Here is a 19,612-nt window from a genome sequence, read left to right on the forward strand (position 1 = left end):
GTGCCATGCACTTTTCTCTAACACTTTTATAGGCGTGTTTATGATTAATTTTGTAGCGCGAAGTTTGCGAATAAAGTTACTGCTGATTTTTATTATTATGCTGCTCGCGTTTACTAGTGTTCACTTAATTATTCGTGAACATTGGACTATTCCTCAACTTATTGCCCTTGAAGTAGAAAAGGATAAAAAAGACATTCAAAAACTCAATTCAGCAGTGCTACGCGTATTCAATGAACTGGAAACACTTGTTTATGATAACGCCGTGTGGGATGAACTTTATAATGTTGTTCTAAACCAAGACATTGAGTATTTAGAAGAAAACTTCTTCATCCCTAAATCATTTGTCTCATTAAAAATTAATGGCATGAGCTTTTTTGATAACCAGCAAAACCTCATCGATGAACTCGCAATTGATGAAAATAATCAACCAATGAATAGCTCGCCATTTAAAACCTTGCCACCCAGTTTGAAAAGTAAGTTGTTAATAAGCAGGCAAGAACTCGTCAATAACGGCCAACAAGTGCTTTTTAAAAAGGGGCTAGTGACCATAAATAACAGGCTAGTGCTTTTTGTTAGCGGAAGTGTTCTTCCCTCTTCGGGAGTGGGTGAGTTGGCAGGCACTATGTTTGTCTGGAGTTATTTTGATGGCAAAATTGAACATCAGTTATCGGAAATCACACAAAATCCGGTTACTTCCACCCCTTTTAGTCCATCGCAATCGTTTGATCCTTTAATTGATTTTTCAAACTTAAAAAATATTGACCAAATTAGAACTTCCTCTGCATATATTCATGTGCAGTTTAACGACATTTTTGATAAACCCGCGCTCATTCTAAGCTACCCAACACCAAAAAGAATGTTCAACGACAGCGTGTTTGAAACATCTATGGTTGTAGCACTTATGCTTTCTTTGCTGATATTGCTGGTTATTTACTTTATTCTCACGTTTATGATTATTTACCCATTGAGAAATCTCCGTAATACGGTAAGAGAAGTAATGGATAAAGGGGATTTTAAGCTTTCCACAAAAATTGAGCGAGCGGATGAAATAGGCCGATTGGCTTTATTAATTGATATTTTGTTTAACAAAGTGAATGTGCAACAAAATGCATTAAAACAAAACAACCATCAATTAAAGCGCTTAAGCGATACTGATCCACTTACTGGCATTGCTAACCGCCGCGCCATGATGCACGTACTTGAGCAATTAAACGAAGATGCCATGCCAATTAGTGTAATTATGTTAGACGTTGATCACTTCAAAAAATACAACGACAGTTATGGTCATCAACAAGGTGACTTAGCGCTTAAAAGCGTTGCTAAAGTGTTAAAACAGCACTCTCGAAGAGAAACCGATGTTGTTGCACGTTATGGTGGTGAGGAGTTTGCAATCATTTTACCTAACACATGTCAAAATGATGCACTGGCGATTGCCCTAACCATGTGTAATGCATTAGAAAACCATGGTATTGAACATAAAGAATCAAGTGTTTCAGCATTTTTAACGGCTTCATTTGGTGTTTCAAGCTGCGAAGTGTTTGATAACTTTTCAATTGAAGTACTGTTTCATCAGGCTGATAGCGCGCTTTATAAAGCAAAAGAACAAGGCCGAAACTGTGTGGTGAGTTTTTCACATGAAATGAACAAACATGCTGTTTAACTATCTGCGTGCCAAAACGTTAAGTGCTAGACACACATCGACCTGTGCAAAAATAATCTCTATTTAATACTTAAATGTGATAAATGACTAAACAGCCACATTAGTTACCAGCGAATTATATAGAAGCTAAGGTGTGCTACTTATCTCTTTTAAATAAGGTTTTAAAATTGGTGTCATATGCTCTGGTAACCAACGCAGCATTACCGATTTAAATTGCTCACTTTGGTTAACCTTGCTTAGCACCGAATTAATAGCTTTTACTGCTGTTTCGCCAGCAACATTTTTACTGCAACCAATATAACCTTTAGCAACGGCTTTAGCCTCTAACACCGTGAGTTGTAAGAGTTCATCTTGCTTGTCCATCACTGTTTTTAAATAAGTGTGTTCACTGGGGTAGCCTAAAATGATATCGACTCTGCCTTTTAGCAACATATAGGTTAGGCTTTCAAGCGTATCGCGCCCTGCTCGCGCTGATATTTGTTGCTCGGGTGAAAGCGATATAATCTCGTCAATTTCTTTACCAAACGAACGATTAAGTGTCGTGCCTATTGTTAATCCGTTTTGCATAATCAAACGGGTTAATGACACAGCCTCATTGCTTTCAAGTTGCAATTTATCGACCATCGATTTTCGCATGGCTATTGCTGGGGACAAACCTAAAGTAGAATATTCATCAGTAAAACTAATAAAGGCTTCACGCTCTTTATTGCGATATAACGACGCCATACAATACACGCCATCATCTTTACCAAGCGCTTTTACTGCGCGACTGGCCGGCATTACATGACGTTTAAATTGATACCCAACTAAATTTGCGGATACTAAATCAATTACTAGCTCATCTCGTCCTTGACCCGTTAAATCGCCTTCTAAAATATAATAGGGTGGGTAATCAACCACTATCCAATTTATCATCTCTGCTAGGCACACAGTGGGGAGCAGCAACACAAGTAACAAAATTCGCACTTTTCTCGCCTCTAATACAACCACCTTTTAAGTCTAGGCTATCACGTAGAAAATTTTCGGTAAGATTTATTTTTACTATTAAATAAGACACTTATGCTTTGATGGTATTAAAAATATTAAACGCTTGTGGCGCCACTGATTTGAGCAATAAACTACTTAACGCATGGCTTTCTAAAAACATGTTTGCTACATTGCTGTTTCGCGGCTGCACATCACTTTCAGTTATACCAATTGCATTAATTAGCTGAACATTTATTGCGACAGAGAAATGGCTCAGAAACAAGGCTTAAAGTTCGACATGTAGTTGTTCTACTTTAGAATTTTAAAACGCAGTTTATGGTCATTTAACTCGCTAGAGTGATCAAATGATTAATAAAATTGGGCTTACAAAGAGAAATACTATGATTGTAGAAAATGTGCTTCCTAGCGACTATGCAGAAATGCTCGTCGTGTGGGAAAACTCAGTCCGAGCAACGCATGACTTTATTACAGAAGAAGACATTGCGTTTTTTAAACCCATTATTTTAGAGCACGCGTTTCCAGCGGTAACGCTAAAGTGTATTAAAAATGATGTGGGTGCAATATTAGGATTTATTGGCGTTCATCAAAACAAAATTGAAATGCTGTTTGTGCTAAATGCAGCACGCGGCCAAGGCATTGGTTCAGTATTACTAAAATACGCCATGGATTGTTTAGCGGCCACTAAAGTAGATGTTAACGAACAAAACCCAAGTGCAGTTGGTTTTTACCAACACCATGGCTTTTGTATCGCGTCACGTTCGCCACTAGATGATATGGGTAAACCCTTTCCAATATTGCATATGACGTTATAAACCATTGTGAATAGCTCGGTTTGGCGTAAACACTTTGTGAGAACTAAAGCCCAAAGCTAATAACTTTGGGCTTTTGCGTTTTATGCCGCAATCAAACAATAATAAATGGAATAGAACATGCGAAAAATTGACGTTTTACCTTACAACCCAAGCTGGGCAGTACAATTTAAAAGTGAAGTAGCGTTAATCGCCCCAATTCTTTCAAGCAATTTAATAGCAATTGAGCATATCGGCAGTACAGCTGTGCCAAATCTAGCAGCAAAACCAGTTATTGATATTTTACTGGAAGTAAACTCGCTTGATGTGCTCGATACGTGCAACGAAGCCCTTCATCACATTGGTTATAAAGCCAAAGGTGAAAATGGCATTATTGGCCGCCGCTATTTCCAAAAAGGTGGAGATAATCGCAGTCATCATATCCATGCGTTTGTAAAAGGGGATGAGCAACTGTTTAAGCACCGTGTTTTTCGTGACTACCTTATTGCATTTCCGGCTATCGCTAACGACTATGCAAAAGTAAAACTTAATGCTGCAACAAAATGTAACAATAACAGCGCGTTATATTGCACATTAAAAAATGATTTTATTGCTGAGCATTTAGCAAATGCAGTAAAGTGGTTCCATAAAAAATAAAACGGAGCTCGCGTACTTAACCAAATTTAATACGCAACATTATCATGGTCGACCTTACTCAATATAACCCTGCATTTTTAGCACTTGGTTTAACAGCACTATTAATGTTATTGCAGTTACTGATTGCCGATGTGCTCGCAATTGTTAAAAAGCAAACTCCAGGATTCCCAATTGAAAACAATCACGCGAGTTTATTATTTCGTGCCAATCGCGCTCATTTAAACATTAATGAGAGCATTGCCATTTTTATTTTAAGCATTGCCTTTGCTATTGCCATGAATGCCAACAGTAATGTGATTAATGGCGCCGCACTCATTTACTTTGCAGCTCGCGCATTTTATGCGCTTAGTTATTACTTTAATTTTAAGTTAATGCGTAGTGCCTTATTTGCTGTCAGTTTAGTTGCACTTATCGTGATCAATCTTGCTGGCTTTGTTGCCTGGTTTTAAAGGAAAATAATGGATAATAACGCCCTTTCAGTCGATACATTTAATCGTTTAGCAAAGCAATATCAAGATAAGTATATGGACTTCGACCATTACTTTGATAGCTACGATACCTTTTGCCAGTTATTAAAAACTAAAAACGCCAGTGTGCTCGAAATTGGCTGCGGTCCAGGTAATGTAACCCGCTACCTGCTAAATAAACGAAGCGATCTTCAGATCACAGGCATTGATCTGGCACCCAATATGATTGAACTTGCCAAAGCGAATAATCCAACAGCTCACTTTAGAGTGATGGACTCACGTAATCTAAGCGATTTAAATCATCACTATGACGCTGTTTTTAGCGGTTTTTGCACGCCTTACTTAAATACCCAAGAAGTTGAAAATCTAATCAAAGACGTGTCGCACTGTTTAAACGTAGGTGGACTTTTCCATATCAGCACGATGGAAGGTGAAAGTGCCCGCTCAGGCCTGCAAACATCCAGCAAGGGCGACCAAATGTACATTTACTATCATACCTTTAGTGACATCACAGCCGTGCTTGAAAAATATGCGTTTGAGATTATTAAGGTTGACCGTAAAGTGATGAATTCAGATACAACAACACCTGATACAGATCTCTTTATTTACGCTAAAAAACGCGCGCAATAGGAAATACCATGTTTAACCAACACGTTCTTTACGTCACTATTAATAAAGATCACATCAAAATCGACAACTTTAACGCTAATAAACAGGAAGTGATCACTGGCGCGTTTTCTAATTCACGTTTAGCTATCGCACATTTTCAAACTTGCGAAGCTAAGCTAAAAGAAGCCATCAGCCGCTTACAAACTAAATCGCTGCTGCAAAGTCTTACATTGGTAATGCATCAACAAGTACTCAATGACGGCGGTTTATGTGAAATTGAAGAGCGTATTCTACTTGAGCTGGGCTTAGGCTGTGGTGCAAGCAAAGTATTTATCTGGCAAGGGCAACCACTTACCAGTGAGCTGATAGAGCAAAAAATTTACGAAAAAGGACAATCATGAAACTTGAAATGCACGTAGTCGATGCGTTTACAAATGAGCTGTTTAAAGGCAATTCTGCGGCTGTCATCATCACATCAGAATGGCTGCCAGAACACAAAATGCAGGCCATTGCGAGCGAGAACAATTTATCTGAAACCGCATATTTAGTGAAAGATAGTAAAGGTGTTTTTCATATTCGCTGGTTTTCACCGCTCACTGAAATTGATTTTTGTGGCCACGCGACGCTTGCCTCTGCGTTTGTTTTATTTTCTAAACTCCCAGAAATATCAAAGCTTAAATTCTTCGCAAGCGCGGTAGGCGAAATGACTATAGTTAAGAACGCCCTTGGCCGCATTGAAATGGATTTCCCAAATCGCAAACCAGTGCCTGTTGACACCAGCGACATTCCCAAAGCCCTGCTTGAAGGGCTTTCACATCCGCCTATTGAAGTGCTTAAAAACAACCAAGCTTACTTCGCCATTTATGATAATGAAGACATTATCAACGCTATAATCACTGATTCTGACAAGCTCAAACAGCTTGCGCCATTTGATGTTACGGTGAGTGCACCAAGTAAAGACTTTGATTGCGCATCACGTTATTTTTGGCCAGCCAATGGCGGTGATGAAGACCCAGTAACCGGCTCTATCCACACAGGCATCGCACCTTACTGGGCAGAAAAGCTTAATAAACAGCAAATTGTAGCGCTGCAAGCATCAAAGCGCAGCGGCATTTTGTACTGTGAAGTAAGCGCCGAGCGCGTCAAAATCTCAGGTGATGCAGTGCAATACCTTACAGGCACCATTAATGTTTAAAAGTAAGAGTAGATTTAACTTCGTTTGTTTCTTCTTTTTGACGTTTGTCAGTCACGTCACGCTGGCTGACAAAAGTGAGCAAAGTATTTTCGATAAATCACGCGACCGTAATATTCCTGTAACGGTATCTAAGCCTATAAATTCAGCAAGTTGCACGCAAAAAAATCAATGTCCGGTCGCCATAATTAGTGCAGGTTACGGCATTAAGCATACTGAGTATCGATTTATTGAAACCCTGCTTAAACAGCGTGGTTTTTTAACCATTGCCGTTGGTCATGAGTTACCAAGCGACCCACCTTTATCGGTAACAGGCAATTTATACCAAACACGCAGTGAAAATTGGCAACGTGGCGCAACCACTTTGCGTTTTGTTAGATCTTTTCTTGGCGAAAAATTTGTTGGGTATAATTTTAATGCACTCACGCTCATAGGCCATTCAAATGGTGGGGATATTTCGTCGTGGCTTGCAAATGAAAATGTCGATTTTATTGAACGTGTGATTACCATTGATCACCGTCGTGTGCCACTTCCGCGTAATCACAATATCAAAGTGCTATCAATTCGTGGCAGTGATTTCCCAGCAGATGAAGGCGTACTTTACACACCAAGTGAATTGAGTAAATACCCTGTCTGCGTCGTTAAAATTGATAAGTCACGCCATAACGATATGTACGATGGCGGCCCCATGTGGTTAAAAGAAGCCATTTCCGACAAAATCGCACTATTTTTAACTGATAAGCCCTGTAGCAATAAGCACTAATACAATGACAAAACAAAACGTGTTTAATACCAAACGTCTGAACATAAAAACACTGAGTACACCTCTTAGTAGCAATCAGCTTTGCCAACTGGTATGTATTTTAAGCGATGAGGTTACCGAACACTTACCGCCAAGTTTTCAGGGTATAACAACCGAGCATGATGCAAAAACATGGCTAAACGAACAAGTACAAAGTAGCCAAGTGTTCGGTCTTTACTTAAATCAATCGGAGCAACTTGTCGGGCTTTTAATTATCTATGTTGAAAATCATCATGCCCATATTGGCTATTTGTTTGCAAAATCACATTGGGGCCAAGGTTTAGCAACGGAGTTGCTGACCGGTTTAATTGCCTATGGCAAATCACAAAATGACTGGCATGTGATCAGTGGCGGTGTAAGCACAAAAAACACAGCCTCAGCCCATGTGCTAACAAAGCAGGGCTTTGTTGAAACACCTTCAAATAGCAGCGATATGCGGCACTTTGAGTTAACTCTTTAACACTATGAAAAAATTACTAATTAGCAGCTGCTTGATGGGAAGACCTGTACGTTACAACGCGACTTCGGTATCTTTTGATTTATCTAAACTTAAAAGCCATTTTACGCTTGTGCCATTTTGCCCTGAAGTAAGGGCGGGTTTACCCACGCCAAGACCTCCCGCAGAAATCACACGTTCAAACATAACAAATTCGATTATAGTGAAACAAAATGATGGCCTTGATGTAACAAACGCATTTGAACAAGGCGCACAACTCGCTTTAGCACATTGCCAAACACATCATATTAAATTCGCATTATTGACTGAATTTAGCCCCAGCTGTGGCAGCACTCAAATATATGACGGCACATTTAAAGGCATTAAAAAGCGCGGCCAAGGGCTTACTGCAAAGTTATTAAGTCAACATGGCGTTAAAGTATTTAATCAATTTCAAGTTAATGATTTAATTAAGCTAGCTCAAAAGGACAAGGATCATTCCAGTGCTCACAATTGATTACCGCGTTGCCGCACAAGAAAACGCAATGGATATTGCAGCCCTTCATACCAAAAGTTGGCAAAGCACTTACCATACAATGCTAAAAGCGGAGTATTTAAATGATATAGCACCGAGCGAAAGGCTCGCAGTATGGCAATCTCGTTTTAGTCACAATAACGACAAACAACATGTGATTATTGCAAACCATAACAGCAAGCTTGTTGGCTTTATTTGTGTTTACGCTGATCATAGCGAGGAGCATGGCAGCCTTCTTGATAACCTACATGTCGATAGCAACTACCATGGCAACGGCATCGCCAAACAATTAATGGCTATGGCAATGCTATGGCTTAAAGAAAACGCAAAGCATCCAAGTGTTTACCTAGAAGTGTTATCTGGCAATCAGCACGCCATTAAAGTGTATGAAAAACTTGGCGCTAAACGCATAAAAGAAGGTGTTTGGCATGCGCCTTGTGGCTCGCGAGTTGATGAATATGTTTATTTATGGCCAGAAATTCCGTTATAAGTAACCAAACACTTACACTATAGAACCTGATATTTAGTCTGTCGTAAAACTGTCAGGGGGTTGTCAGGTAGATGTCGTAATAACGTCTAGCATTTGTCGCTGTAATCTGTACACTCATTTTCTATGCTCAGCCTTATCAATATTACCTGATAAGGAACAACCCAATGAGTCTATTTGTGAAACTTGATAATAAGAAAATACAACAACTACGCTTGCAACATTGCTGGAGCCAAGAAGAGCTTGCAGTGACAGCAGGTTTAAGTATTCGCACCATTCAGCGTGTTGAAAAAAATGGCAATGCCTCGCTTGAAACAAGCAAAGCGCTTGCTGCTGTGTTTGAACTCACACCGGCACAATTGCAGCAACAATCCACCATTGAACATGTTGCCTTTCACTTTTTAGTTAAATATGGCTGGATAGCCGCATTTGCTATTTCGAGCATTCTATTTGGTTTATGGATTGTCGATATTCTGATCCCAACGCTAAAAGGCGCTAATTTTGACGCACAATACGAATTACATGGTAATTTCCGCTATTTGGATTTTGGTGGCATTAGCTTTGTGATAGGGTTTGTCTGGTTGAGCATTAATGTGTTTGTGGATTTTCAAACACGTAAAAAACAACTTTCCAGCTCAACCTCTTCTATTTAAGGATAAATATGTATTCTGCAAGCTGCCTTTGTGGCGAAGTTAATATGACCATCAACGGTGCAATTAGCGATATTATTCATTGCCATTGCTCTCTTTGCCGCAAATCGAGCGGCACCGCGTTTGCCACAAATGGCTTTATTACAACGAAGTCGCTTAGCATCACAAAGGGGCAAAATTTTATAAATGCATTTGAAGTAAAACCGGGCAGAAAACGTCATTTTTGCAAACAATGTGCGTCTCCACTTTTTAGCTCCAATGCAGATGATAAAGCACGTTTGCGCTTTCGCCTTGGCGTGCTAGATAGCGATATAACTGAGCGCCCAATGTCACATAACTTTGTCGATTCAAAAGCAAACTGGGATAGCCTTAATGAAGAACTCCCGCATTACTCTGAATTTGAACCGAGTCGTGCAAAGTAACCACATCACACACTGCGAGTAATACATATGAGTAAAGTTGCTTTAATTACAGGCGCATCGCGTGGTATTGGCGCCGCCACCGCCAAATTACTAGCGAGGCTCGGTTATCAGGTGGCAATTAACTACCTTAAAAATGCCGATGCCGCAGCAAATGTTGCCAACGAGATAAAACAAAACGGCGGAATGTGTGACACATTTTGTGCAGATGTAACAAAGGAACGTGACGTAATTCAATTGTTTACCGATGTTGAATCTCGCCTCGGGCCAGTTACTCATTTAGTAAATAACGCAGGTATTCTTTTTAAACAAAGTACACTTTCAGACATTTCCCTCGAGCGCTTTTTAAATACCGTTAACGGTAACCTTACCAGCACGTTTTTATGTGCCAAAGAGTTTGTTAAACGCTGTGAAAATGAAGGTGCTATCGTCAATGTCTCGTCGGGCGCTGCGCAGTCGGGTGCTCCCTTTGAATATGTCGATTACGCAGCAGCAAAAGGCGCGGTCGACTCACTCACCCGAGGCCTTGCGTTAGAAGTCGCCGAGCGCGGTATTCGGGTAAACGGTGTACGCCCTGGACTAATTTATACTGATATTCATCGCGATGGCGGCGAGCCTACACGCGTTGACCGTCTTAAAGAAAAGATCCCATTAAAACGTGGTGGCCAGCCAATTGAAGTGGCAAAAAGCATCGCCTATTTATTATCAGACGATGCATCGTTTATCACAGGTAAAATCCTTGATGTAACTGGTGGAATATAAGGCAATTTTCTCTTTTCAATTAATCAAAACCTTTACCGATATCACAATGGAATTTAACTAAGGAGAATGGTATGAGTTTGAATGTAACTGAAGTGGACGGAGTATTAATCAAACTAAAGCATCTGGCATCTTGCCATTGTGGTACAGTTCAATTAGAAATCGATTTACCCAATGGACTTATTGATGTTCGTCGATGTGATTGCTCTCTTTGTCAAAGAAGAGGCGCTATTGCTGCATCTGTCCCGCTTGATGGTATCCGGATCTTAAAAGGGGCTTCATCTCTTACCTTATACCAATTTAATACCCACACCGCGAAGCATTATTTTTGTAACAAATGCGGTATCTATACCCATCACCAAAGACGCTCTAATCCACATTTATTAGGTATTAATGTTGCCAATTTAGAAGGTATAAATGCACTTAAAATTAATAACATTCCAACGTACGATGGGGTAAATCACCCTGCGGACAAATAAAGGCTAAACATGGAATTTCTTTTATACATTGCAGCTATTGCTTTGTTAGTGCTAGCCATCGCGCATTCTTATTTAGGTGAGCGCTATATTTTGATCAGGTTGTTTAAGCGCGATAACTTACCAAAATTGTTTGGCAGTGATAATTTTACCAAACGCACATTGCGTTTTGCGTGGCATTTAACGTCAATCGCTTGGCTTGGCCTTGCTGGTATTTTAGTGGTATTAACCCAGCCAACTATTGAGCCAAAACTGATTTTACTTATTATTTCAGCCACATTTGTTATTCACTTTATAGCGGCTTTATTTGGTTCTAAGGGTAAGCACATTTCGTGGATTTTATTTGCTTTGATCACGCTTTGTACAGCGCTTACTGCCATTCACTATTTTTGAGAGCACTTCTCTAACTCACTGTTTTGTATAACTTACACTCTTTAACATAAAACAAAATGACCTGCAGTGTGTTGTATTGTGTAATAGCCACACAAAACAAGTGAGGGATAACGTTTGCAACGGTTTTTACAACAACTCTTAATCATATCAAGTATTGCTCTTCTATTTGGCTGTGCCCAATCTTACGATTATGAAGAAGTTTATGATGCGCGCTGCGATTATGTTTATAAGGAATATCACAACCCCGAAAAAGTAGCTGTTGTGAATAAGAATTGCACTACATCAAACTGTGTTTTACCTAGCATTGCGATAGGCACCAGCATTAACGCGCTTAGTGCATCATCACATGGTACTAAACAACATTCAGAGTGGCTTGCATATAAAAAAGCGTGCGCCAAAAAAGGCATTACCGTAACTGAAAAGCCAACAGGTGAAGTGATTTATACTAATCGGAAGCGCTAGTTGAGATATAGAAAGATGTGAGCCCCAAAGATACATGGCGCTCACAATGTTGTTTTACAGCATTCTTTTCAATGTATCGTCTTTGGCAATAAAGTGATGATAAAGCGCAGCACCGCTATGCATTAGAATTAACACAACAAATAAGCCCACCAACAAACTATGACTTTCGCGAAATACACTAAATAACACAATGTTAGTTTCGCTGCTTACGCCGATTTTAAATAAGCCAAAAAATGAAATTGGTTTACTGGCAAAATACTGCGATAAAAACCCCGACACCGGAATAAGCAACATCAAGCAATACAGTAAAAAGTGCACCAGATGTGCTGCACGCTTTTGTATTGGAGCTATCTCTAGCTCAGGTAATATTTGTTTATTTGTAAGCTTTATTATTAAACGCACAAAAAATAATAGCAGCGCCAATAAGCCAAACGATTTGTGCAACATTAATAAACTGGGTTGCCACGTTGCCAATGACTGCACCATTGTTAGCCCTGCGAATATTAACGAGGCAAACATTAAGGCCATCAACCAGTGTAATAACCTAAGTGAAAGAATGTGTTTAGATGAGATCATTGCCAAATCTCCTGAAGTTTTTCTTTGGCACGACGGCGATAAGACTCAGCATAAGCAGCTGAGCGTGCATTTAAAATAGGGTCTTGTGTTGCCTCAATGCCGCTCGGTAAAGTTAACGGATCAAAATTAATTGCATGGCAACGGCTGTTGTCACTTAAATTAACCGATTGTATTTCAATCTTACCTGCACTGATGGTAGTGCGATTTTTTGGCCACACTATCGCAGGATTATTTACATCATCCTCAGCGTTTGCCAGCGTAAATACCCAGTCAAAGGTGACAGGCTCGTTAGTTAACCGCTCAGCAAGCTCATTAAATAAGGCATTTCCTGTTTTGTCGTTTTGCGCATCATGATTATTTGATGGCACCAGTGACCAGCGAACAGCTTGTTTATTTCCTTTTTCATCAACTAAATAAAATGCATTGATGCTATTGTATTGCTCCAGCGCAAAACTGTTACTTGCAGTGTAGTTTGCTTTCCATGCTAAGAAGTCTTTGCTCTCAGGGTGGGCATTAAAAAAAGCCTGAGTTGCCTTTGGCCCTTGTTTAATAGCCACAATTTGCTGATAAAAATCATCTGGATTACTGACCGCCATTGCAGGTGGCGTGTTCATCGCTAAACGCCACTGCTCACTCGAACTGATGTTGAAGCTAAGCGCCAAACTTCTAACTGGCGCTTTTAGATCAGGCGCAGTAGGATTACTGCCTGCAATCGAAAAACGCCCAACAAACGGCATACTGGTATTTGTAAACAGAGGTGTTTTAGTTAATTTGGCAAGCGAACCATTGGAATAAAATTCTCCCGTAACACATGCTCCTTTAGCATGAGCACGCCTAAAACCAGCAAACACCTTTTCCCCTTGCTGTAAATCAACAAAGGCTTGTGCGCTTACCTTGTTATCTGCATTTGCGGTTGATGCAAACCACATCGGCAATAGCATTATCAAGTAACGACAGTTTTTCAAATTGGCCCCTTAATATTTTGAAAACAATGTGTTGTGAAAGCAACTTCTCACAAAAGATTAACCTTGCTATACGTTCAAGACCTGCCTTGCGGTTTATTTATTTCATAGCTTTTAATCAATTTTAAACCCTCAATGCCAAAATTTAATTCGACCTCGAATTAAAAAACCATAGTGGCCGCCTAACAATATATTTAAAAAAAACTTAAAAAAATAATTTACCATCAAAAAAACAATGAGTTACCCAACCAAAACAGTATGATTAAGATTTGCACACTTGAAGTTAGAGTTCAAATCATTAGAATTGTAATTGATTTTAACTGAATGAGGTAAATATCATGCGTACTAAAAGGGATCTATTTGGTTACCTATCTTTTAAAGCAATTGCTGCGCTAAGTTACTTATTAGCCGTGGGTTCTTTAGCTAAAAAGCGTGTTTTTTCGGACTCTAAAAAGCACTATTCACACCAACACAGCAAATCACACAATTAATTAGTATTGAAACAAAATGTTCGATTACGCTACTTTTTCTATTTTATTATATTTCGCCCTGTTAATTTTTATTGGCGTATACGCCATGAAAAAATCCACCTCAGATAATGGCGAGTATCTACTCGGTGGGCGCAATGTTAGCGCCAAAGTGACCGCGCTTTCTGCGGGTGCCTCTGATATGAGTGGTTGGATGCTAATGGGGCTGCCAGGGGCTGCCTATGTCAGTGGATTAGGCAGTATTTGGCTTGCAGTAGGGCTTGTGATTGGTGCTTATGTTAATTACCACATTGTGGCGCCAAAATTACGTGTATTTACTGAGCTTGCAGATAATGCATTAACTATTCCCGAGTTCTTTTCAAAGCGTTTTGCCCTAGAAAAAGGCAGCGTAAGGCTGATCTCATCCATCGTAATTATTGTGTTTTTCACAGTTTACACCGCATCAGGCCTTGTTGCTGGCGGTAAATTGTTTGAATCAGCCTTTAATATCGATTACACCATTGGCATTGTAGCAACAGTAAGCATTGTGGTGCTTTACACTGTATTGGGCGGTTTTTTAGCCGTAAGCCTAAGTGACTTTATCCAAGGCGTGATTATGCTTATTGCATTAATTGCTGTGCCAATGGTGACCTTTAGCCATTTCGATGCGGATGCAGCAAGCAATTTTAGTCAATCATTGTCGTTTGATTTTGGCAATACTGAGCTTATCGCCGCCATCAGCCTAATGACTTGGGGGCTTGGTTACTTTGGCCAGCCGCATATTATTGTGCGTTTTATGGCGATTGATAGTCACGAAAACCTTGCCAAAGCGCGTAAAATTGGCGTTTCGTGGATGACAATTTCAATTATCGGCGCGTTAGTAACAGGCCTTGTTGGAGCGAGTTTTATTGCTAACAGCACGCAGTCGGTATCGGATCCTGAAACTATTTTTATCTTCTTATCGCAATTTTTATTCCACCCGTTTGTTGCTGGTTGGTTATTAGCAGCCATTCTTGCCGCCATTATGAGCACCATTTCGTCACAATTATTAGTGTCGTCGAGCTCACTGGTTGAAGATATTTATAAAAGCTATTCCAAACGACAACCAAGCAGCCAAGAACTATTAACCATCAGCCGTATTTGTGTATTGGTTGTTGCTGTAGTGGCATCGCTGATAGCCCTTGATAGCAACAGCAGCGTGCTTAACTTAGTGTCGAACGCTTGGGCTGGCTTTGGTGCCGCATTTGGTCCACTGGTGATCTTTAGTCTGTGGTGGAAAAAACTCACCCACAGCGGTGCGGTGGCTGGCGTTGTTGTTGGTTCGCTTACAGTGTTGCTTTGGGCGTATGTGCCGCTACTTGAAAACGGCGAAACCTTAAGTGTTTATTTTTACGAATTACTGCCAGGTTTTGTGGCAAGTTCAATCGCCATTGTCTTGGTAAGTTTAAACACCCAACAACCTGATCAACAAGCAATGAAATGGTTTAACGCAACACATAACAAGCTTCAAGAGGCTTAATTTATGCAAAACACACTTAAAAATATCGGCTGGCAACGGATTGTAATCAAAGTAGGCAGTGCGCTCATTGCCCCCCACCGCGATGGATGCAGCAGCCAATATTTATTAAGTATCGCTAACTTTATTGTGCGCTGTCGCGCTGCTGGTATTCAGGTAGTGCTTGTATCTTCAGGCTCAGTGGCCGCAGGCGCGCATTTGTTTAATAACGTCGACAGCTCATCGATGACTGTTAAAAAAGCCATGGCAGCAGCAGGTCAGTCTGAAATGATGGCAACGTGGGATAGGTTATTTGATTTTAATACAGCTCAAGTCCTGTTAACCCATGCAGACTTACGTGATCGCGACCGCTTTGAAAGTGTGCGCGATACATTAACAGCACTGTTAAATAACGATATTTTACCTATCGTAAACGAAAACGATACCGTCACAACCGATAAACTAAAAGTGGGCGATAATGATAATTTATCGGCCATGGTTGCCAGTGCCGCTTATGCCGATGCACTGATTATTTGCTCGGATATTGATGGGCTTTACACTGCTAATCCGCATGTAGATAAAAGCGCTACGCTTATTCGCGATGTAGCGCGAATTGATGCAAATATTTACGCAATGGCAGGCGGCGCCACCAGCGATGTGGGTACGGGCGGCATGAAAACCAAAGTGCAAGCTGCAGAAAAAGCAGTTTCCCATGGCATTAACACCTACATTGTAAATGGCTTTAGCGAATCGACATTCAATGAGTTGTTACAAGGCAATAACCCAGGCACTTTGTTCCATGCCATTGACAACCCCATGCAAGACCAAACTCATTGGATGAAACACACCACCAAAGCACAAGGTGAGTTAGTGGTTGATGATGACTTCGCGATGCAAAAACAAAGTGACAATTTGCTAGCACCGCAAGATTTAGTGAATGTGATTGGTGATTTTTCAGCAGGCGAAGTAGTACTACTACGAAAACAAAATGGCGACCAACTGGCCAAAGTTAAAAGTAACTACAGCAGTTGCTTACTTAACTTTGTTGCCGAGCAAGATAACGACGACCTCTCAGAAAAATTACACGACTCGGCGGCACCAATATTGTCTAAGCAGTATGTGCCTCTCAATTAGTTTGCACCGTAATTGTAATACCCTATCCAAATACAATTACTACCAAACAAAAGGGTTAGCATAGCGCTAACCCTTTTTATCTTTCATCCGTTGTTATTCAGCGAAGGGCGTTACTTTTACAAATTCTGTTACCTTGGCGTGTAAGTCGCGACTAAAGGCTTTGTTACTAATGGCAAAATGTACACTACGCGCAACTTGTTCTGGCAAAAAGTCCATTACAATGTGCTGTTTTACCTCTGGTGCTAAATTAACCGAATCAAACGCTGCCTTGTTGGTTAATAGCAACGCCAAGCGCTCTTTTTCGAGCAAAAGAAACGCCCGCTCAACATCATTGTAATAGTACACTCGCTTTCCTTTTAACCACTGCTTTTCATAGACACTTAGTGCTTCACCGCGCAGCACACCTACGGTTAAAGATGACTTATCATCTGTAAATGCATTTTCAATTGCCCCGCGTTTATAAAATAACACGCGCTTTTGGCTGGTACCGTAAGCAATAAAATGCGCATGTTGTTGCCGCTTTGGATTTGCTATAAGCCCCGGCAATATATCAATTTCACCTTTTTCTAATAACAATAGGCAACGGCTAAATGGCGCTTTATTTATTATCACCAGTTCGCGCTCAAGGTAATTGCTTAGCTTTTCTAAATAATGATAGTGACTGTTAGGCGCTGAGTTAAGCTCTGAATGGGTAATATCAAGGCAAGTGGTAAGCGTTGCTGGCGTCGCACTTGCCAAAAATGAGGCGGTTGCAAGTAAAACAAAAATACAAGATGACATCATAATGAACAATTAGTTTAAACACGCTGTACCCCTAGTGTATTTAAAAGTGTAAGTGCAAGATCACGAAAAAATTTCATATAAATAATCAGCATAAAATTACGCATAAATACGCAGCGCACCACGGTTTATCAATCACTTACGCTTGGTTCTCGAAAAATTATTCCTAATAAGCCGCATTTCGATGTTAATTTGTTGTAAACGCATTATTTACTTTTTTGCTCACTATGCTAAAACGTACTAGAACACTTCACACTAACTAGGAGAATAAAATGACATTACGTACTTTTGTTACGCCTAGTGAGCTACATGAATGTTCGTCTGACTATCACCTAAGTGAGTGGTTTGACGAATAACCAACCCTAACAATTTCAACAACACACTTTCGTTTTGCGTTTTTTAGCGCAGGCGCTTTATTGATTTTTGTTAGGAAATTCCTATGAATAATAAGAACTACTTCATTGTAGCATCACTACTATTGGGCTTTTCGCTCTCTCAAACTGCTTACGCATGTACCTCTACCGAATCTGAACCAAATGACCTTGAAAGTCAGGCCAATTTAATAGACTGCTCAAATACCGTTATTGCTGGTAATTCAGAGCGTGGCGACATTGATTGGTTTCGCTTTACCAGTGGTGAAAATGGGCAAATCAGCATTCGCTTAGATCACGACAGCCGTGACGATTTTGATTGGGCATTGTATGGCGAAACTGGCAGCGCAATTTTAACGGGCGAGACAGGTAATATACCCGAACTTGGCAGCATTACCGCAGCAGCTGGTAATTACTATGTAAAAGTAACACGCTACTCAGGCCGTGGCTGGTACGACTTAACCGTTAATTTTCCAACCGAGCCAACGCCACCTGCTGAAGATTGTGGTTATGGCTTGATGCCCGCTATTCCAAGCGACTTAACTTATTGGCAAACAGGCAACGTTAATGATGCGTGTGGCGCACTTACCAGCGGCCAAGGTGCAACCTTGCTGATGGGTGGCGGCACCGATGTTGATAGCGCATTTACAGGCCGTGTTTTACCACATATTGGCAGCAATCAAGACGTGGTAATTTTAAGAACATCAGGCACTGATGGATACAATGACTATTTAAGCGGGTTACTTAATGCCGATTCGGTAAACACCCTATTAGTTGATTCGAGAACGCTTGCAAATAGTGATTATGTTGAATGGACAATTAAAAGTGCCGAATTTGTCTTTATTGCCGGTGGCGATCAGGCTGATTACCTCAACCAATGGCAAAATACGCAGCTGCAAGATGCACTTCAGCATGTTTATGATAAAGGCGGGGTTATTGGTGGCACATCAGCAGGTATGGCGCTATTAGGTGGTTCGGTTTACGACCCTGATGGTACTCTTGGCGCAATTTCAGACGAAGTAGTGACTGATTTTTGCCACAGCACCATCAATATTAGCCAAGGGATGTTTAGCAATAACTTGCTTGCCAATACCCTCACCGACACGCACTTTGCCGAGCGTGACCGCCTTGCACGTTCAGTGGTGTTTTTAGGACATTTAGCTACTGGCAGCAATGTAATTGCGGCAGATGAAAACACCTCATTGTTTGTTAAAAGTAATGGCGAAAGCTTAGTTGACGGCAGCGGTGCTGTGTATATTTTTAAGGAAACCGCAGCCACCGAGCGCCAGCAGCTGAGCTGTAATGCCCCTGTAATTTACAACAACATTGAACGATTAAAGCTGATTGCCAATCAGCAAATCAATCTAAACACAGGAAGTCATAACGGTGAAACGCTGAACGTCTCGATAGATGGCACCAGAAATCGCTATTATTCGCCACTTAACCCTTATTAAGTTGGTGGGTTGAATATGGATCACGAAAAATCCCTTATTCAAACCATTAAATACCTAATTTTACAAAAAGAGATCCGCTCGCAGTTTGAGCTCTCATACGAATTAGGTTTAATGGGATTTGCTGATATTTCGCAGTCACGCGTTTCGCGAATGCTTACGCGCTTAGGTGCGGTACGTATGCGTAACAGCAACCACCAGCTGGTGTATCGCCTACCTTCAGATGTGGGCATGCCGGGGCTAAAACAGTCGATTGAAAGTGTGGTGTTGGCGTGTGATAAAAACGAGGCGCTGGTGGTGATAAAAACCCAAGCGGGCGGCGCTAAAATTGTTGCCCGCGTGCTTGATCACTTGCACGATAGTTTGGGCATTAGCGGCACAGTCGCAAGCGATGATACCTTGTTTATTATGCCAAAACCCGCGCAGTGCACCACGCTACTGTGCAATCAAATTTGCGACATTTTAGACTTTTATCAAGCAGCATAAGAAAAGGCGTATCACACAGTGATACGCCTTTGTTTTACGTAATACAACAACCACATCGCAAAACGTACATACCTCAAAAAGTAGAAAGCACAATTAACAAAATCGACCGTT

General features: G+C 40.7%; 26 protein-coding genes. 22 read left to right on the forward strand and 4 right to left on the reverse strand.

Going from position 1 to position 19,612, the window contains the following annotated elements; translation table 11 throughout:
* The first annotated feature begins 40 nt into the window (after positions 1-40).
* Entirely contained in the window at positions 41-1,660 is a 1,620-nt protein-coding gene (locus AAEU29_RS08335) for a sensor domain-containing diguanylate cyclase (protein ID WP_421972890.1), read from the forward strand.
* Between the two features lie 126 nt (positions 1,661-1,786).
* Here AAEU29_RS08335 and AAEU29_RS08340 read toward each other — a convergent pair whose 3' ends face one another.
* A complete protein-coding gene (locus AAEU29_RS08340; protein ID WP_421972891.1) occupies positions 1,787-2,626 on the reverse strand; it encodes a TIGR02285 family protein in 840 nt (279 codons plus the stop codon).
* A 401-nt stretch (positions 2,627-3,027) separates the two neighbouring features.
* Here AAEU29_RS08340 and AAEU29_RS08345 point away from each other — a divergent pair, with 401 nt between their 5' ends.
* From AAEU29_RS08345 to AAEU29_RS08420, 16 genes are all read left to right on the forward strand, one after another.
* Positions 3,028-3,459, forward strand: a complete 432-nt coding sequence (locus AAEU29_RS08345; protein ID WP_421972892.1) for a GNAT family N-acetyltransferase — start codon at positions 3,028-3,030, stop codon at positions 3,457-3,459.
* A gap of 117 nt (positions 3,460-3,576) precedes the next feature.
* Complete coding sequence (locus AAEU29_RS08350; RefSeq protein ID WP_421972893.1) at positions 3,577-4,092, forward strand: GrpB family protein; 516 nt, start codon at positions 3,577-3,579, stop codon at positions 4,090-4,092.
* 44 nt (positions 4,093-4,136) lie between these two features.
* Complete coding sequence (locus tag AAEU29_RS08355; protein ID WP_421972894.1) at positions 4,137-4,541, forward strand: MAPEG family protein; 405 nt, start codon at positions 4,137-4,139, stop codon at positions 4,539-4,541.
* A gap of 9 nt (positions 4,542-4,550) precedes the next feature.
* On the forward strand, positions 4,551-5,189 hold the full coding sequence (locus AAEU29_RS08360) for a class I SAM-dependent methyltransferase (protein ID WP_421972895.1): 639 nt from the start codon (positions 4,551-4,553) through the stop codon (positions 5,187-5,189).
* An 8-nt stretch (positions 5,190-5,197) separates the two neighbouring features.
* Positions 5,198-5,569 (forward strand): hypothetical protein, encoded by a 372-nt coding sequence (locus AAEU29_RS08365; RefSeq protein WP_421972896.1) that lies wholly within the window; start codon positions 5,198-5,200, stop codon positions 5,567-5,569.
* The gene (locus AAEU29_RS08370) at positions 5,566-6,363 is read left to right on the forward strand and encodes a PhzF family phenazine biosynthesis protein (RefSeq protein ID WP_421972897.1); all 798 of its coding nucleotides are present in this window, start codon (positions 5,566-5,568) and stop codon (positions 6,361-6,363) included. The genes AAEU29_RS08365 and AAEU29_RS08370 overlap by 4 nt, the downstream gene beginning before the upstream one ends.
* Positions 6,356-7,123, forward strand: a complete 768-nt coding sequence (locus AAEU29_RS08375; protein ID WP_421972898.1) for an alpha/beta hydrolase — start codon at positions 6,356-6,358, stop codon at positions 7,121-7,123. Before AAEU29_RS08370 ends, AAEU29_RS08375 begins: the two co-directional genes overlap by 8 nt.
* Positions 7,124-7,127: 4 nt before the next feature.
* A complete protein-coding gene (locus AAEU29_RS08380) occupies positions 7,128-7,622 on the forward strand; it encodes a GNAT family N-acetyltransferase (protein WP_421972899.1) in 495 nt (164 codons plus the stop codon).
* Positions 7,623-7,626: 4 nt separating this feature from the next.
* Positions 7,627-8,115: a 2-thiouracil desulfurase family protein gene (locus AAEU29_RS08385; RefSeq protein WP_421972900.1), complete on the forward strand. Its 489-nt coding sequence runs from the start codon at positions 7,627-7,629 to the stop codon at positions 8,113-8,115.
* Entirely contained in the window at positions 8,102-8,623 is a 522-nt protein-coding gene (locus tag AAEU29_RS08390; RefSeq protein WP_421972901.1) for a GNAT family N-acetyltransferase, read from the forward strand. The genes AAEU29_RS08385 and AAEU29_RS08390 overlap by 14 nt, the downstream gene beginning before the upstream one ends.
* A gap of 164 nt (positions 8,624-8,787) precedes the next feature.
* Positions 8,788-9,273, forward strand: a complete 486-nt coding sequence (locus tag AAEU29_RS08395) for a helix-turn-helix domain-containing protein (protein WP_040134640.1) — start codon at positions 8,788-8,790, stop codon at positions 9,271-9,273.
* An 8-nt stretch (positions 9,274-9,281) separates the two neighbouring features.
* The gene (locus tag AAEU29_RS08400) at positions 9,282-9,692 is read left to right on the forward strand and encodes a GFA family protein (protein WP_421972902.1); all 411 of its coding nucleotides are present in this window, start codon (positions 9,282-9,284) and stop codon (positions 9,690-9,692) included.
* A 27-nt stretch (positions 9,693-9,719) separates the two neighbouring features.
* Positions 9,720-10,451: an SDR family oxidoreductase gene (locus AAEU29_RS08405; protein ID WP_421972903.1), complete on the forward strand. Its 732-nt coding sequence runs from the start codon at positions 9,720-9,722 to the stop codon at positions 10,449-10,451.
* Positions 10,452-10,522: 71 nt separating this feature from the next.
* Entirely contained in the window at positions 10,523-10,927 is a 405-nt protein-coding gene (locus AAEU29_RS08410; RefSeq protein ID WP_421972904.1) for a GFA family protein, read from the forward strand.
* A 9-nt stretch (positions 10,928-10,936) separates the two neighbouring features.
* Positions 10,937-11,317 carry a hypothetical protein gene (locus tag AAEU29_RS08415; protein ID WP_421972905.1) on the forward strand — a complete coding sequence of 127 codons (381 nt, stop codon included), beginning with the start codon at positions 10,937-10,939 and terminating at the stop codon, positions 11,315-11,317.
* 114 nt (positions 11,318-11,431) lie between these two features.
* A complete protein-coding gene (locus tag AAEU29_RS08420; protein ID WP_421972906.1) occupies positions 11,432-11,779 on the forward strand; it encodes a hypothetical protein in 348 nt (115 codons plus the stop codon).
* A 54-nt stretch (positions 11,780-11,833) separates the two neighbouring features.
* Here AAEU29_RS08420 and AAEU29_RS08425 read toward each other — a convergent pair whose 3' ends face one another.
* Positions 11,834-12,355 carry a cytochrome b gene (locus AAEU29_RS08425; protein WP_421972907.1) on the reverse strand — a complete coding sequence of 174 codons (522 nt, stop codon included), beginning with the start codon at positions 12,353-12,355 and terminating at the stop codon, positions 11,834-11,836.
* Positions 12,352-13,320: a catalase family peroxidase gene (locus tag AAEU29_RS08430; RefSeq protein ID WP_421972908.1), complete on the reverse strand. Its 969-nt coding sequence runs from the start codon at positions 13,318-13,320 to the stop codon at positions 12,352-12,354. The genes AAEU29_RS08425 and AAEU29_RS08430 overlap by 4 nt, the downstream gene beginning before the upstream one ends.
* Before the next feature lie 335 nt (positions 13,321-13,655).
* Here AAEU29_RS08430 and AAEU29_RS08435 point away from each other — a divergent pair, with 335 nt between their 5' ends.
* From AAEU29_RS08435 to proB, 3 genes are read left to right on the forward strand one after another with little or no spacing between them, the layout of a single operon-like run.
* Positions 13,656-13,808, forward strand: a complete 153-nt coding sequence (locus AAEU29_RS08435; RefSeq protein WP_421972909.1) for a hypothetical protein — start codon at positions 13,656-13,658, stop codon at positions 13,806-13,808.
* A 16-nt stretch (positions 13,809-13,824) separates the two neighbouring features.
* Complete coding sequence (gene putP, locus AAEU29_RS08440) at positions 13,825-15,303, forward strand: sodium/proline symporter PutP (protein WP_274760282.1); 1,479 nt, start codon at positions 13,825-13,827, stop codon at positions 15,301-15,303.
* 3 nt (positions 15,304-15,306) lie between these two features.
* On the forward strand, positions 15,307-16,413 hold the full coding sequence (proB, locus tag AAEU29_RS08445) for a glutamate 5-kinase (protein WP_421972910.1): 1,107 nt from the start codon (positions 15,307-15,309) through the stop codon (positions 16,411-16,413).
* Positions 16,414-16,506: 93 nt separating this feature from the next.
* Here proB and AAEU29_RS08450 read toward each other — a convergent pair whose 3' ends face one another.
* On the reverse strand, positions 16,507-17,196 hold the full coding sequence (locus tag AAEU29_RS08450; RefSeq protein ID WP_421972911.1) for a transporter substrate-binding domain-containing protein: 690 nt from the start codon (positions 17,194-17,196) through the stop codon (positions 16,507-16,509).
* 436 nt (positions 17,197-17,632) lie between these two features.
* On the opposite strand from AAEU29_RS08450, the gene AAEU29_RS08455 reads away from it, so the two are divergent.
* Both AAEU29_RS08455 and AAEU29_RS08460 read left to right on the forward strand, forming a co-directional pair.
* The gene (locus AAEU29_RS08455; protein WP_421972912.1) at positions 17,633-19,018 is read left to right on the forward strand and encodes a Type 1 glutamine amidotransferase-like domain-containing protein; all 1,386 of its coding nucleotides are present in this window, start codon (positions 17,633-17,635) and stop codon (positions 19,016-19,018) included.
* A 15-nt stretch (positions 19,019-19,033) separates the two neighbouring features.
* The gene (locus tag AAEU29_RS08460) at positions 19,034-19,501 is read left to right on the forward strand and encodes an arginine repressor (RefSeq protein ID WP_421972913.1); all 468 of its coding nucleotides are present in this window, start codon (positions 19,034-19,036) and stop codon (positions 19,499-19,501) included.
* Positions 19,502-19,612 lie beyond the last annotated feature (111 nt).

This window comes from Pseudoalteromonas aquimarina (assembly GCF_049257255.1).
Taxonomy (GTDB): Bacteria; Pseudomonadota; Gammaproteobacteria; order Enterobacterales; family Alteromonadaceae; genus Pseudoalteromonas.

Bases quoted from the DNA above. Each gene is read 5' to 3' on its own strand.
- AAEU29_RS08410 (WP_421972904.1), top strand. From the start codon at position 10,523: ATGAGTTTGAATGTAACTGAAGTGGACGGAGTATTAATCAAACTAAAG.
- AAEU29_RS08370 (WP_421972897.1), top strand. From the start codon at position 5,566: ATGAAACTTGAAATGCACGTAGTCGATGCGTTTACAAATGAGCTGTTT.
- AAEU29_RS08365 (WP_421972896.1), top strand. From the start codon at position 5,198: ATGTTTAACCAACACGTTCTTTACGTCACTATTAATAAAGATCACATC.
- AAEU29_RS08355 (WP_421972894.1), top strand. From the start codon at position 4,137: ATGGTCGACCTTACTCAATATAACCCTGCATTTTTAGCACTTGGTTTA.
- AAEU29_RS08450 (WP_421972911.1), bottom strand. From the start codon at position 17,196: ATGATGTCATCTTGTATTTTTGTTTTACTTGCAACCGCCTCATTTTTG.
- AAEU29_RS08395 (WP_040134640.1), top strand. From the start codon at position 8,788: ATGAGTCTATTTGTGAAACTTGATAATAAGAAAATACAACAACTACGC.
- AAEU29_RS08435 (WP_421972909.1), top strand. From the start codon at position 13,656: ATGCGTACTAAAAGGGATCTATTTGGTTACCTATCTTTTAAAGCAATT.
- AAEU29_RS08455 (WP_421972912.1), top strand. From the start codon at position 17,633: ATGAATAATAAGAACTACTTCATTGTAGCATCACTACTATTGGGCTTT.
- AAEU29_RS08350 (WP_421972893.1), top strand. From the start codon at position 3,577: ATGCGAAAAATTGACGTTTTACCTTACAACCCAAGCTGGGCAGTACAA.
- AAEU29_RS08460 (WP_421972913.1), top strand. From the start codon at position 19,034: ATGGATCACGAAAAATCCCTTATTCAAACCATTAAATACCTAATTTTA.
- putP (WP_274760282.1), top strand. From the start codon at position 13,825: ATGTTCGATTACGCTACTTTTTCTATTTTATTATATTTCGCCCTGTTA.
- AAEU29_RS08425 (WP_421972907.1), bottom strand. From the start codon at position 12,355: ATGATCTCATCTAAACACATTCTTTCACTTAGGTTATTACACTGGTTG.
- AAEU29_RS08400 (WP_421972902.1), top strand. From the start codon at position 9,282: ATGTATTCTGCAAGCTGCCTTTGTGGCGAAGTTAATATGACCATCAAC.
- AAEU29_RS08380 (WP_421972899.1), top strand. From the start codon at position 7,128: ATGACAAAACAAAACGTGTTTAATACCAAACGTCTGAACATAAAAACA.
- AAEU29_RS08360 (WP_421972895.1), top strand. From the start codon at position 4,551: ATGGATAATAACGCCCTTTCAGTCGATACATTTAATCGTTTAGCAAAG.
- AAEU29_RS08385 (WP_421972900.1), top strand. From the start codon at position 7,627: ATGAAAAAATTACTAATTAGCAGCTGCTTGATGGGAAGACCTGTACGT.
- AAEU29_RS08415 (WP_421972905.1), top strand. From the start codon at position 10,937: ATGGAATTTCTTTTATACATTGCAGCTATTGCTTTGTTAGTGCTAGCC.
- AAEU29_RS08405 (WP_421972903.1), top strand. From the start codon at position 9,720: ATGAGTAAAGTTGCTTTAATTACAGGCGCATCGCGTGGTATTGGCGCC.
- AAEU29_RS08335 (WP_421972890.1), top strand. From the start codon at position 41: ATGATTAATTTTGTAGCGCGAAGTTTGCGAATAAAGTTACTGCTGATT.
- AAEU29_RS08345 (WP_421972892.1), top strand. From the start codon at position 3,028: ATGATTGTAGAAAATGTGCTTCCTAGCGACTATGCAGAAATGCTCGTC.
- proB (WP_421972910.1), top strand. From the start codon at position 15,307: ATGCAAAACACACTTAAAAATATCGGCTGGCAACGGATTGTAATCAAA.
- AAEU29_RS08375 (WP_421972898.1), top strand. From the start codon at position 6,356: ATGTTTAAAAGTAAGAGTAGATTTAACTTCGTTTGTTTCTTCTTTTTG.